Origin of the sequence: Desulfovibrio fairfieldensis, assembly GCF_001553605.1 — a bacterium.
Lineage (GTDB): Bacteria > Desulfobacterota > Desulfovibrionia > Desulfovibrionales > Desulfovibrionaceae > Desulfovibrio > Desulfovibrio fairfieldensis.
The window spans coordinates 1902441-1915645 of sequence record NZ_CP014229.1 but is presented as its reverse complement, the minus strand read 5'-3'; the positions used below and the strand labels follow the sequence as shown (position 1 = coordinate 1915645).

The 13205-nt window shown below is 49.0% G+C and carries 9 protein-coding genes; 7 read left to right on the top strand and 2 right to left on the bottom strand.

What is annotated here, in order from left to right:
- Positions 1–3 precede the first annotated feature (3 nt).
- From AXF13_RS08175 to AXF13_RS15985, 4 genes are all read left to right on the top strand, one after another.
- The gene (locus AXF13_RS08175; protein ID WP_062252471.1) at positions 4–639 is read left to right on the top strand and encodes a DotI/IcmL family type IV secretion protein; all 636 of its coding nucleotides are present in this window, start codon (positions 4–6) and stop codon (positions 637–639) included.
- Between the two features lie 10 nt (positions 640–649).
- Positions 650–3673, top strand: a complete 3024-nt coding sequence (locus tag AXF13_RS16690; protein ID WP_150116127.1) for a hypothetical protein — start codon at positions 650–652, stop codon at positions 3671–3673.
- A 41-nt stretch (positions 3674–3714) separates the two neighbouring features.
- Positions 3715–4647, top strand: a complete 933-nt coding sequence (locus tag AXF13_RS08165) for a hypothetical protein (RefSeq protein ID WP_062252467.1) — start codon at positions 3715–3717, stop codon at positions 4645–4647.
- A 184-nt stretch (positions 4648–4831) separates the two neighbouring features.
- On the top strand, positions 4832–5011 hold the full coding sequence (locus AXF13_RS15985; protein WP_083522022.1) for a Com family DNA-binding transcriptional regulator: 180 nt from the start codon (positions 4832–4834) through the stop codon (positions 5009–5011).
- Between the two features lie 201 nt (positions 5012–5212).
- Here the strand turns inward: AXF13_RS15985 and AXF13_RS08160 are convergent, their stop codons facing one another.
- Positions 5213–6481 (bottom strand): hypothetical protein, encoded by a 1269-nt coding sequence (locus AXF13_RS08160; protein ID WP_150116126.1) that lies wholly within the window; start codon positions 6479–6481, stop codon positions 5213–5215.
- Positions 6468–7136 carry a hypothetical protein gene (locus AXF13_RS16685; RefSeq protein ID WP_150116125.1) on the bottom strand — a complete coding sequence of 223 codons (669 nt, stop codon included), beginning with the start codon at positions 7134–7136 and terminating at the stop codon, positions 6468–6470. Before AXF13_RS16685 ends, AXF13_RS08160 begins: the two co-directional genes overlap by 14 nt.
- A gap of 104 nt (positions 7137–7240) precedes the next feature.
- Here AXF13_RS16685 and AXF13_RS15980 point away from each other — a divergent pair, with 104 nt between their 5' ends.
- The 3 genes from AXF13_RS15980 to AXF13_RS16670 all read left to right on the top strand — a co-directional run bounded on the left by AXF13_RS15980 (position 7241) and on the right by AXF13_RS16670 (position 11178).
- The gene (locus tag AXF13_RS15980; RefSeq protein ID WP_083522021.1) at positions 7241–8746 is read left to right on the top strand and encodes a UvrD-helicase domain-containing protein; all 1506 of its coding nucleotides are present in this window, start codon (positions 7241–7243) and stop codon (positions 8744–8746) included.
- A 31-nt stretch (positions 8747–8777) separates the two neighbouring features.
- Complete coding sequence (locus tag AXF13_RS17090; RefSeq protein WP_083522020.1) at positions 8778–9347, top strand: phage tail protein; 570 nt, start codon at positions 8778–8780, stop codon at positions 9345–9347.
- A 1630-nt stretch (positions 9348–10977) separates the two neighbouring features.
- Positions 10978–11178: a hypothetical protein gene (locus AXF13_RS16670; RefSeq protein ID WP_150116124.1), complete on the top strand. Its 201-nt coding sequence runs from the start codon at positions 10978–10980 to the stop codon at positions 11176–11178.
- The last annotated feature ends 2027 nt before the right edge of the window (positions 11179–13205 follow it).

The following is a 13205-nucleotide window of genomic DNA, read 5'->3' as shown; positions in this document are numbered from 1 at the left end:
ATTATGAGTGCCGGTTTCACAATGGAAAGCATTTCTTTTCTTCGAGAATCTTTGCGACGTAGTCAAAAAGTCGGACTTATCCTTATTTTGTTGTTGGCAGCAAGCTTATGTCTCAATGTAATTCAGCTTGTTTCAAAACCTAAGCCCATGATCATCGGGATGACTCAAGACATGGCCATCCTGAAAATTACGGCCCTTGATCAGCCGATGATCAATGACCCCGCTCTGAAAGCATGGCTTGCGACAGCTCTTACCGACTCTTTGAATATGGATTTTTTAAACTGGCGCCAGCGACTCTCAAATGCCCGACAGTACTTCACCAAAGAAGCTTTCGAAGGTTTCGCGGTTTCTCTCAGCGCGGAAGGGCATCTGCCCCTGCTGCAGCAGTATCGAGCGATAATGCATGCGGTTGTAACAGGCACCCCCATACTCACTCGCTCCGGTAAGTTGCGCGGAGTCATGACTTGGGAGTTTCAGATCCCGATCCTCCTGAATTACGAAACAAGCAAACAGCGGATCTCCAGCCAAGCCATAACTGCCGTATGCCGCGTGCAGCGTGTGGACACGTCTGAATATCCCCGAGGTGTGGCCATTAGCCAGATCATTACCGTTTCAAACAAGACGGCCGGGAGCAGGTAGGGGCAGAACTATGTCAATAGCAGATTCTTTCTTCTATGCTCTAGATCAATTACGACTTAATGCCGCTGATATGTTCGGAGGATCCGCTAACAGTTTTACAAAACTGTATACGACTGATTCAGATGCAAATATTGTGTCTGAAGATAGCAGCATGGTATCGCTCATAGATCTCCAGGGTTCTCTTAAAATGATTGGAGATGAAGAATTTGAGGATATCGCTGATCGTCTTGTCACAACACTGAAAACACCTTTGTCAAAAAATTGTCATGCAATTCAATTTGTATTTCAGTATGATCCTGAAGCTGCAAAAAAGGTTCTTGCTAAAAATTTTCAGATTATTAGAAATTCATCTAAAAATCTTGGAATGGACTTGGAAGCAGTTCTGATTGACTGGGAAAATACGTTGGCAAGTTATTGTGCTGATGAGCAAATGAAAATTGCCGTTTGGACAAGGCCAAATGTAATCAGCGATCCAGAGCTCAAAGCAGCAAGAAAGGAACTTAAAAGAAAAAAATCTCCCTATCTGACCTCAAATCGCTCTCAGGGACGGAATGTTATCATCCAACGAATGCGTGATATGCACCAATCCGCAACAAAAAGCATTATCGAGTCCCTTAAGAATTCAGGATATAAAATAAAATTATATTCTTGTCCCGACGCTATCGCAAAAATTCGTCAGATCATCGCCCCAAATTCTACGGCTGACGATTGGCGCCCCAAAACCTGGGATAGTAAGAGGCTTCCTGTGCGCGACCAGTCTGCCGGTGCGCCGGAAAGAAGTCTGGATAATTTTTTCCCTCCTTCGGTCAGCAGCCAAGTCTGGCCTAGTGAAGCAATAATTATTGAAAAAAAGTATGTGGCCATAGACGGAAGAATTTATGCCCCTATAATTATGACTTTACCGCCAGAGCAAATTACTCCGTTCAACAATTTATTTCAGGCATTGCGAATGGATCTTCCCTGGCGTTGCAGCATTTTATTACGCGGCGGTGGCCTTAAATCACAGCGTCTCAAATCGCAACTTTCCCAGGCACTTTTCTTTACATCTGATTTGAATAAACAATTTAATCATGCTTATGAGAAGCTATATGCTGGAAAGATTAAAGGCGAATTACAAGATGTTAACTTTCAAGTTACATTTACTACATGGGTCGATATAAACAACTGTGATTCTCCTTTGAAGTTGCTATCTCAAAGGGCTGCACGGCTGGCAACAGCAATCCAATCCTGGGGTTCGTGCGATACCTCCGACTTAACCGGAGACCCACTCCTGGCGTTCACGGCGACAGTGCCGGCATGCATGCCGACATCGCCAGCGCCGGCCGCCATTGCTCCTCTCCAAGATGCTGTCGACTTGCTTCCCATTTTTCGCCCCTGCTCTCCATGGCCAATAGCGGACCTGCCGTTACGTACTCCAGACGGCAAATTCATGCCGGTCGGCTTGATGAGCAGCAATCAGGCATCATGGAATGATATCGTTTTCGCGGCAATGGGACAGGGAAAATCATTTTTCTTAAATACCAGCAACCTGTTCTTTTTGATCAGGCCTCAACCAAGGCTGCCGCGGCTGACTGTTATCGATATTGGCCCATCCGGATCAGGCCTCGTTAACCTGATTCAGATAGCACTTCCACCGCAGATGCGACATTTGGCAGTATATGCCAAACTTAGAAATACAAAAGATGCGGCTGTAAATCCATTTGATACTCCACTTGGTGTATTTTATCCTTTTCCATCGCATATGGAATTTCTTGTTAATCTACTATCATTGCTATGCACCCCATTGGATAGGACAAATCCAACAGATGGAATTTCTGGAATTCTTCGTGATGCCATAAAAGAAACATACTTATTGCTAAGCCCGGAGGGAACTTCTCCAAAAAGATATTATGGACATCTGGATAATGAGATACAAGCGGCATTGGAAGATACACAATTTGATGTTACGAGAAGCACAAGCTGGTGGGATGTTGTATTGCATCTCTTTAAAAGTGAAAAATATCCATTAGCCATCCGTGCGCAACAATATGCCATGCCTGTCATCCAAGATATCATCAGCGCCATAAATTCGACGAAAGTGAAAGCCGCATATGAAAAAATTACTATCGGTAATTCTTCAGAGACGGTGCCACAGGCTTGCGCGCGATATCTGGCCACAGCCATGGATGAGTATCCAATTCTCAGCAATCCGACGAAATTTTCTCTAGGGGCCGCGCATGTGATTGTCCTCGATCTGCAAGACGTAACTGCCAAAGGCAGTGCTGCGAGCAACAGAAAGACAGCCATCATGTATATGGTTGCAAGACAAATCGGGGCTGGCCATTTCTTTTATTCTGAAGATGATCTCGAATATGTACCAAATTTATTTAGGGATTATCATAAGCCGGATTTTATCAGCCTGGCAGCAGATCCCAAGAGATTGTATTATGATGAATTTCATCGTGCTAGTGAGCATGATGAAAATAGTCCGTTACTAAAGCAAATTATTTCTGATCTGAGCACTGCAAGCCGTGAATCACGTAAGCACAATATCTCAATTGGACTTTGCAGCCAGCGGTTGGAGGATTTCCCCAAGGTGTTGGTCGATCTTGCCACAAACATCTATGTTCTAGGCGCAAACAATGCACAACAAGCCGAAGAAATCGGTGACCGGTTTGGGTTAAATCCCATTGCGCGGCTGACTCTCAAGAGAATAACAAAACCCACTGCCGCGGGTGCCAACTTTTTGGGCGTCTTCAGGACGAGCGATGGTGAATCTCTTCTGTATCTTACAAATTGTGCTGGAAAGCGCGCGAAATGGGCCTTTTCCACGACTTCCGAGGACATGCGCGTCCGCAATCGGCTTTACAGCGTGCTCGGCTGCAAGGACACCCTTGAAGTTCTTAGTACGCAGTATCCCAGCGGCACCATAAAGGACGAGCTGGAAAGGCGCCATGCCTTCATTCAGGCAAAGTTGGGTGAGAAGGCTGATGACTTTGAGCAGATCATCTTCGAGGAACTTTTGGCGGCCGCCAAAAAGTCCAAACATAAATAAATTCTTTTTACATATAAAAAGAAATTTAGTAGGGATCATTTATGGAAGATGAAGACTTGTATCGGAATCGGAGCGCGATGGAAATTGAGGATGACCTCAAGACCGTCCAGGCGAATCTCCACCGTCTTCAGGAGAGAAGAAAAAAATTGAAGGCGGACCTGCGCAGGTTCAAAAGGGAAAAAGGCCGCCCTTTGGTCGCGCCCAACAAGGACAGAGCAATGCTGCCCGTTCCTGAGGAGATTTCTTCAGAGAACAATCCTATCTGGGTTGATTTGGCGGCATATGAACAAAAGGAAGTCGATCTTCAAAAAATGAAGGATGCATTCGCGGCCGCAACGTGGCGAAAAATTACGAATCGCTTGTGTGCGCTTCTCGGCTGCTCCGGCGCTGACATTACCATCGTCTATGCCACGAGTGGGTCGAGAAACGGACAAAGTGTGCAGCTGTTGGCCTTTAAAAACCGGATCAACTATCGCTTCAAGACCCTTTTTGACTCGCTGGCGACAAGTCCTGGAGGAAAGCCGTCTTTCAGGCCCGGGACATGCACGTGGACTGTGCCGGACACCGCCCAGGTAAGAAAACTGATCGGTTGGCGCCTGCATGAATATTTTCGCTACGTTATTGATGTCCGTGCCGGCATCGCCCTAAAAGCTAAGCTGGAAAGCCCTGGCTTCCGGCCCACATTCACAAAAGTGGACGGCATCAAATATACCAAGCTGTTAAACAGTGTAATCACATATGCTTATCGCGCGGAACAAACCGGCGAGAAAGACTGGGAGCGGCTTTTGAGGCGCTATAAGGCTGCAGGTGATCCCTTTCTTTGTAGTCTTGCCGGCGTCATTCCCAGCCTTGGGGAAAAAATTCTGTGCGTGCTGCGTGGAGAACTGAGCCTCCCCGCAGGAAAAACGATCAGAGAGTTCGTATTGGAGGAGTATCAGGCTTTAAGCAGGGATGTGAGCAACAGACTGCTCTGATCGGACAGACTGGCGTAGTGGCGGGGGCGACAGGCGCCCCCACCTGCCCGGAGTTGGCGCTCCGGACAACGGCCCGACACGACGTGTGCGAACGCCGTGACGGATTACCGCCTACGGTTGCCCTTGGTGTGGGCGCAACCATGATATAGGGGGAATCTTTCGGGCGCAACTACGTGCGGAAGAAATGGAGAACAAGGAGTTACCCGAGGTTCGTTGTCCCAAGTGCGGAAAAATGCTGGCAAAAGGTTTTGCCCTTGACATGGAATTCCGATGCCCGCGCTGCAAATCTTATTTCACACTGAGAGCCCTGAAGAGCCCCAACCCTCAGAATGCTACGCCTCTGGTTCAGGAGAACCACTGGTAGCAAGAACTCTATGTGCAGGAAATGCACAAAATAAGCAATAAAATTTAAATATTGCTGAGCAAGCTTCCCGATCACGAAGAAATAGAGAGGCCCAGGTCTTAAATGACCTGGGCCTCTCTATTTGGCGCTTCGGTGGGTACTCATTGCATTTTTAAGAATCAATGAAAACCGGAGTCTCACGTGCGCCACTAAGTGCCAGATTCAGGCAGAAGGACTAGGTCGGTGCAAGCCTGGTGAGGCTCTGGTCGCAATATTTTGCTCTTCTGCGTCTGCAACGAGCTGGCTTCCGTGGGCGATGGTAGCCCGGGCTTCCTGGATGGCCTTTTCCGTAGCTGATGGCACCATAGTCGCCTTCATAGCATCAAACATGAAAACCATTCTCTTCAGAAGCTCTGGAGGAGCAAAAAGGATTTTTCTTTCAAATCCCGGGACATCAGCACAGGACATGACAACTTCGCGGCTATCTCCTCCGCCAAGGGCCTCAATGACAACCACAGAACGATCCTTCAGGTAGAGTAGCTTCAGGTTAAAGCCCAAATCATGCGTAAGCCGGCGCTCCAAGGCAGAAACAAAAGCAATCTGCACCTCGATGGATTCTTGAGCAAGCGCCTCAGGGACACTGAAGGCAATCCGCAAACGTGAGGTAAAGCCTAATGGACTCGGGCTGTATATCGTTCCCGCGCCTAAAAGCAGCTCTTCGGCATCCCGCCTGGAGAGGGGTGTGCCTTCAATATCCATGAGAGGAGACCCTTCCCAGGATTCAACCAATTCCATGTAGTTGTTAACTATATGTCGAAGTTTTTGACTTTTCTGTCCCACTTGGCTCTGCAGATCTTCTGGGAGGATTTCCGGCTGCACCAGAGAAAGCCAGCGCTCGGCGCGCAAGGTCTCCTGGGAGTTTGCCAGCAAGGGATCCGGAGTGTCTGCATGGAGATCTGGGATGGCATCTGTGAAGACTCCTAAATTGAGGGAGGGCAGAGCGGCAATATATCTGGTCAGGGTTGCGAATCCAGATGGGCATTCGAGTTCTTCACGGGAGAGGTGAATATGATGGTCCACGCAGAAAATTGAAGCACGCTCAACAAAGACCTGCATGCCGCGGCCGTCAGCATCAGGGCCGGATAAATATCTCTGAAACTGCTCAAGCAAAAGGATCTTATCAAGTTTCAGGAAAAAGGCCTGTAGTTGGTTCCAAGTTTCAATGAGCGAGAATTCGTTAACTATGCTCAGTTGGGTTGCCGTGGGATGGGTGTTGCTCAGTGTATCGGAAAAAACAGGCCACCCCAAAAAGCACTCGCGGTTTCCATCGTAAAAAACGAGTCCGTTGCTTCCCGAAGAGGACACGACACCGGATCCCGTATCCAGGCCATCGGATGAAAAAACATAAAATGTGCGCCCGGCTGGCGAGATGGTGGCCAATGGGTCCGCATAAATGCTGACTCCAGATGCGGGGTACTTAGGAGGACGCATAGCCATCCTCCTCATCTTCATCCTTGAGTTTTCTTTTTTTGTTTTTGGGGGAGGGGCGTGGAACTTGGTGAAATGGGCTTATGCTTTCCCGTCTATTTTGAATAGCAAGGAAATTATTTTGGCTTTCAGACAAACTGGCGCCATCTTTCGCAGCATCTATCAGTTTCTCATAAAGGGCATGTTCGAGATTCCCTACGATCTTCTTCCCGCTGGCCGCCAAGATGTTCTCGATATGTTCCCGAGCGTCGGCAAAGCTCTCAGCTGAAGCAGGCCAGCATTCCGTCACGGGCAGCATGCGAATCGCTTCATCCGCCGATACAATTTCATCCAAATTTTCTTGCGTAGAGGAAAATTTTGCGCATGTTTGGCTAATTGACTGGAGGATTGCTTTCCCTTTTTCGGTAAATTCAAAAGTTGAATTATTCGAAAAAAGTAAATTTTTTTCGAGATCATGAAGAAAAAAATGAACGTAATTTTGCAGTCTGAAAAGAGCTAAGGAAGAGAGACGGTTGTCTATCGGGACATAAATATGCTGACTTTGCCTATCATGCTTATTTTTTTTGAAAAATATTGTTTTTTGATAGAGGTCAACAACTAAGTAAGCGACACCTTCTGGTGTGGCATCTTGCGAGAAAAGCGGTGCTGCTTCTGTCATAGTTCATCCATTTTGTAAAGATTTTTTTCTTGTTTATATGAAAAATTATTTGTAAAATATAATTTGTCAAGAAAAATTTCTAATGGCCAGTCACTGGGGGCGATATGCTGACTGAAGAACAGCAGGCACTTGTTCATTATTCTTTTAAGGGAAAATGCAGCGTTGTCGTTGTTCAGGCATATGCTGGTACTGGAAAAACGAGCACGTTAATTGAACTTGCCAAGGAGAGAAGAGAAGAAAAAATATTATATATAGCATATAATAAAAGTATGGCAGAAGAAGCAAAAAGAAAATTTAAAGATATAAAGAACGTTCATACACAAACAATTCACTCACTAGCGTTTAAGCATATTGGAAAAAACTATATAAATCGCCTTGGGAATTTATCTCCTCTTAATATAGGTGATATAACAAAATATTTTTTGTCATCTTCCGGAAACAAAACAGTATCTTCAATATTAATTCAATGCTTTAATAAGTATCTCTCCTCTTCGCACAAAAATCTGCAAGAATTTTTTGAGCATTATTATAAAAAATATAGGGAGGTGCTATCAAAATTCGATATCCAGTCTCACAAACTTTTTGGGGCGCTGGATGCTTTATGGAGAGCTACATCTCAGGGAGATACACAGTTTGGCGATATTCCTATGCCTCACGATGTATATCTTAAATTATTTCAGATTGCTTCTTACAAATTACCATTTTCAACTCTTCTAATTGATGAAGCTCAAGATATCACAGATTGCATGATAAATATTGTATGCGAACAAAATGCGCATAAAGTATTCATTGGAGACTCATTTCAGCAAATTTATGCATGGAATGGAGCTGTAGATTCATTAGAAAAATTACATGAACAAGGAGCAGATTGTCTTTATTTAACAAAATCTTTTCGTTGTCCAGACCATGTTGCCGAGTTGGCAAATCAATATCTTCGATTGATGGGCGCCAGAAAACCATTTTATGGTAATGGATCAAAGAACAGTATTGCGGAACATTCGTGTACGGCATTTATTGCAAGATCAAATGCAAGTATTTTTACCGAAGCATACAAAACAGTCGAAGATGGAGGGACTCCATACTTTCTGGGAGGATTTGCTGGATACAACTTCGAACTTCTTTTGGATTTGTCTTATGCTCAATGCGGAAAATGGAACTGTGTAAGGGATGTTAATTTAAAAAGTAATTTTAAAAGTTTTGTTGAAATAGAAGAATATGCAGAATGTGATCAAATACTTTTGAGTAGGTGTAATATAGTTAAAAAATTTGGAAAACATGTCATATCAATGTACAATAGAATTAAAAATACACTAACAGTAGATGAAAAAAAAGCGACACGGGTCTTTTCTACTGCACATAAGGCAAAAGGTGCTGAGTGGAATTCGATTGAACTTGCTGGTGATTTTTTTAATGTTCAAGAAAATGTTATTCGAGAAATAAAAAATGGTGAAATAGTTAGTATCAATAAGGAAGAATTAAATATTATTTATGTTGCAATAACGAGAAGTAAACATAGAATTATTATTCAAAATATATTTTGCATAGATAATCTTGCTGTAAAGTTGTTTTTGATGGCAATAAAGACGAAAAATATAATATTTGAAAAGTAACAAATTTATTTCATCCTGTTTTGGAGGTCGCATGTTACATAAATTACGTTCCGTTCAGATCCTCATTTGGCTCTTCCTGCTGTTTTTGCCCCATGCTTCCGTGTATGGCGCTGACTCCACCAGCTTTGATCCCACGAAGGTCGCTGTAGAAGCAAAAAGTTCCGGTGGCGTCCCGGTCGGGACCATCATTTCATGGCCAGTTGCAACAAATCCGGAAGATATGGATAACTGGCTGGAATGTAACGGACAAAACATATCGCCGTCAGTTTACCCGGAACTGTTCGCGGTTCTCGGCGGCCAGACGCCGGATCTGAGGGGGCTTTTTTTGCGCGGGCACGGCGGAAACAGCGCCGCCCTTGGCGTCCAACAAGGGGATGCAATCAGAAATATTACAGGAGAGTTTGGAGCGAAAGCCCGAGGAATGTGGCGAACTGAAACTAGTGGGGTTTTTGCCACATCGGGCACAGGTGGAGGCTCACACGATTCCGATGGCTGGGGAACTGAGTATTTCCAATTCGATGCCTCTCGGGTCGTGCCCACGGCCGATGAAAACCGTCCTGTTAATCAGGCTGTGCGCTACCTGATCCGCGCCCGGCCCTGAACCCTTTTCCAGGGCCCTGGGCGCTTACCCGGAACTGTTCTCTATTGTCGGCGGCCAGACGCCCGATCTGCGAGGCCTGTTCCTCCGTGGCCACGGGGGCAATTCGGCGGCGCTGGGCGTCCAACAAGGTGATGCCATCAGACAACTGACAGGTATTACTGGTGCCGTGCAAGGGAGTGCTTTGGAAAACTATTCTGGCGCATTTTATGTGGCTACACATGCACCAGAGAGCATTGGATATGGTGGGGTGTACTCACGTCACCATGTAACTATAGGATTTGATGCCTCCCGCGTTGTGCCCACAGCCAACGAAAATCGTCCCGTGAATCAAGCCGTGCGCTACCTGATCCGCGCCCGGCCATGACCGCTTTCCAAGGGCCCTGGGCGCGTACCCGGAACTGTTCGCGGTTGTCGGCGGCCAGGTGCCCGATCTGCGCGGCCTGTTCCTGCGCGGGTACGGCTCCCAAACTTACGCTCAGAACAACGGTTCCACCGTGGGTATCACGTCCACCACACATAGCTCAGGGGCGCTGGGGAAAGTTCAGGGCGATGCCCTGCGCCCTATCACAAGCGGAGGGATTCACCACTTTGGTTCCAGTGGTGGAGGTGCCTTTGAGACACGAGGATACACAGATCAGCGTGGATCAAACGGAGGAGGAAGCATGATGACACGGCTTGATACCAGCCGCGTCGTGCCCACGGCCAACGAAAACCGCCCCGTGAACACCGCTGTTCGTTACCTGATCCGCGCCAAGCCCTGAACTCTTTTCCAGGGCCCTGGGCGCGTACCCGGAACTGTTCGCGGTTGTCGGCAACCAGACGCCCGATTTGAGGGGGCTGTTCCTGCGCGGGCACGGCGGAAACAGTGCTGCCCTGGGCGTCCAGCAGAGCGATGCTATACGGAATATTGTTGGCAGCAGCCCCACCATGACCGGAGGAGGGAGATATGACCAGACATCCGGCGCTATAAGTGCACATGTTTGGTACTGGCAAAGTGCAAATACTCTTGGTGGATCAGGAATGACATATGGCTTGAATTTTGATGCCTCACGCGTCGTGCCCACGGCCAACGAAAACCGCCCCGTGAACCAAGCCGTTCGCTACCTGATCCGCGCCCGGCCCTGAGACTTGCCAAGCAGACATGGAGGCGTTATTTAAAAAGGGAACCCCGGCATCTGTGGGGACATATACCGGGGCTGGCACGGCGCGGTTAGCGCCCCCGTGCACGGCTACCTACTGGGTTTATCAACCGTTCGGCCCCGTATCAGGTGTAAGCTGATACGGGGCCAGCCTTATTTAAGGCCGACTATCGCCCCGCAGCAGCAGGGCGAGAAGTACCAGCAACACCAAGACGGCAAAGCGTCTCATGTGATGGCACCCCCTTTGATAGTTTGCACCGTGCCGGGCGCAGATCAGGAAGGGGGTAGCCGCGCCCTTTTCATATATCCGCATTCACCCCGTCCGGCAACGCTTTGCCGACAAATGCCGCGCGTACCCGGAACTGTTCGCGGTTCTCGGCGGCCAGACGCCGGATCTGAGGGGGCTGTTTCTCAGGGGACACGGGGGGAACAGCGCCGCCCTGGGCGTCCAGCAAGGGGATGCGATCAGAAACCTGACAGGCTCACTGTACATGATCGGCCTGCGCGGTAGCACACCAAATGGTTCTTTTAGCTTTGCAGAGAATTGGCCAATGTATCAGGAGTCAGATTCCTGGTCATCAAGCTGGCGTGAGGGGACTCTCAATTTCAATGCTGCACAACAAGTGCCCACTGCCGAAGAAAATCGCCCCGTCAATCAGGCCGTCCGTTACCTGATCCGCGCCCGGCACTGAGCCCTTTTCCAAGGGCCGTGGCGCGTACCCGGAACTGTTCGCGCTTATGGGCGGACGGACGCCTGATCTGAGGGGGTTGTTCCTCCGTGGACACGGAGGAAACAGCGCTGCCCTGGGCGTCCGTCAAGAAGATGCTTTTAAAGCACATTCACATGATTTTCTTGGTCATGGGGTGCTTTATGGTGGCGTTGAAAATTCCTATCGTGCCGTACTTCAGTGGACGGAAACACGGCGGACAGAACCCACAGGGGACATCGAAACCCGCCCGGTGAATATGGCTACGCGCTACCTGATCCGCGCCAAGCCCTGAACCCTTTTCCAGGGCCCTGGACGCGTACCCGGAACTCTTTGCGGTTATGGGCACGAATGTGCCGGATTTGCTGGGAAGGGTAACGTGGGGCGACACAGCGCCCGGCAGATTGATTGAAGCGGGATTACCAAACATCACGGCGAACTGGACTTCCGGGACGACGCGAGCGGCCTCTTTTTCATCTTCGGGAGCTATCTATTTTACTCCAGATGGTTCTCCAGAAAGTAATTGGGAGCATCAAGGCCAACGAGCTTATTTTGACGCAAGCCGTAGCTCACTTATCTATGGTCGAAGCCAGACCGTGCAGCCTCCAGCTTATACCGTTCGCTACTTGATCCGTGCCAAGCCCTGAACCCTTTTCCAGGGCCCTGGGCGCGTACCCGGAACTGTTCGCTATTGTCGGCGGCCAGACGCCCGATCTACGCGGGCTTTTTCTCCGGGGGCACGGGGGGAATTCGGCGGCGCTGGGCGTGGTACAGAGGGATGCGATAAGAAATCTTACCGCTGATTTTGGTGGCGCTATTTATGGGAGTGGCATCTCAGCTAATGGCGTTTTTAAAGGTCACACTGGTGGAATGTGGGCTTCTTTGACTGGAGGAGGAGGTACACGAGATTGCTACCTCCAATTCGATGCATCCCGTCAAGTCCCCACCGCCGAAGAAAATCGCCCGGTAAATCAAGCCGTGCGCTACTTGATCCGCGCCAGGCCCTGAGCCCTTTTCCAGGGCCCTGGGCGCGTACCCGGAACTGTTCGCGGTTGTCGGCGGCCAGGTGCCCGATCTGCGGGGTTTGTTTCTCAGGGGGCACGGGGGGAACAGCGCCGCCCTGGGCGCCCAGCAAGGCGATGCCATACGAAATGTGACAGGTACTTTCGATGCAAGAGTCGCGGGAATGTGGCGAGAAGGAACAGGCCCGTTCAGGGTCGGGGGCGGTGGAGGGCAAAAGGTCGCTGTAGACGGATACGGCTATCCTTATGACGTTAGTTTTGACTTGTCGCGATGTGTGCCCACCGCATCTGAAAATCGCCCCGTGAACACCGCTGTTCGTTACCTGATCCGCGCCCGGCCCTGAACCCTTTACCAGGGTCCTGAGCGCGTACCCGGAACTGTTCGCGCTTGTCGGCGGACAGGTACCGAATCTCAGGGACCGTACCGTATGGGGAAATGGGACGAATACCGTCGGGACGACGTTGAGTGCAGGATTACCGAATATCACTGGCAGCGCGGGCTCCGGCAACTCAACAGGTGGATATCGCTCTCCAACGGGGGCTTTTACCTCAAACGGAAGCTGTTATAGCGCGAATGCTCGATTCCAATCACCAAATGTATACATGAAATTTGATGCTTCTCTTTCCAATTCGATTTATGGAAAATCCACGACCGTCCAGCCTCCTGCAAGAGTTGTCCGTTTCCTGATCCGCGCCAAGCCCTGAGCCCTTTTCCAAGGCCCTGGGTGCGTACCCGGAACTGTTTGCGGTTGTCGGCAGCCAGACGCCAGATCTGCGGGGTTTGTTTCTCAGGGGGCACGGGGGAAACAGCGCAGCCCTGGGAGTCCAGCAGAACGATGCTATACGGAATATAACTGGCAGCTTTGGCCAGCACAGTTCGGCTTCTGCTGGAGGCGTTTTCTATAGGACAGGAGGCTGTGCTGAAGATATTCGCAGCTCATACGGTACGTGGTCCGGTAATGGCGTCGGCTTCGACCTCTCTCGTGTCGT

What these genes read in the sequence shown, in the direction of transcription:
- AXF13_RS15980 (WP_083522021.1), top strand. Translation starts at nt 7,241, where the DNA reads ATGCTGACTGAAGAACAGCAGGCACTTGTTCATTATTCTTTTAAGGGA.
- AXF13_RS08160 (WP_150116126.1), bottom strand. Translation starts at nt 6,481, where the DNA reads ATGCGTCCTCCTAAGTACCCCGCATCTGGAGTCAGCATTTATGCGGAC.
- AXF13_RS08175 (WP_062252471.1), top strand. Translation starts at nt 4, where the DNA reads ATGAGTGCCGGTTTCACAATGGAAAGCATTTCTTTTCTTCGAGAATCT.
- AXF13_RS15985 (WP_083522022.1), top strand. Translation starts at nt 4,832, where the DNA reads ATGGAGAACAAGGAGTTACCCGAGGTTCGTTGTCCCAAGTGCGGAAAA.
- AXF13_RS16685 (WP_150116125.1), bottom strand. Translation starts at nt 7,136, where the DNA reads ATGACAGAAGCAGCACCGCTTTTCTCGCAAGATGCCACACCAGAAGGT.
- AXF13_RS16670 (WP_150116124.1), top strand. Translation starts at nt 10,978, where the DNA reads ATGATCGGCCTGCGCGGTAGCACACCAAATGGTTCTTTTAGCTTTGCA.
- AXF13_RS16690 (WP_150116127.1), top strand. Translation starts at nt 650, where the DNA reads ATGTCAATAGCAGATTCTTTCTTCTATGCTCTAGATCAATTACGACTT.
- AXF13_RS08165 (WP_062252467.1), top strand. Translation starts at nt 3,715, where the DNA reads ATGGAAGATGAAGACTTGTATCGGAATCGGAGCGCGATGGAAATTGAG.
- AXF13_RS17090 (WP_083522020.1), top strand. Translation starts at nt 8,778, where the DNA reads ATGTTACATAAATTACGTTCCGTTCAGATCCTCATTTGGCTCTTCCTG.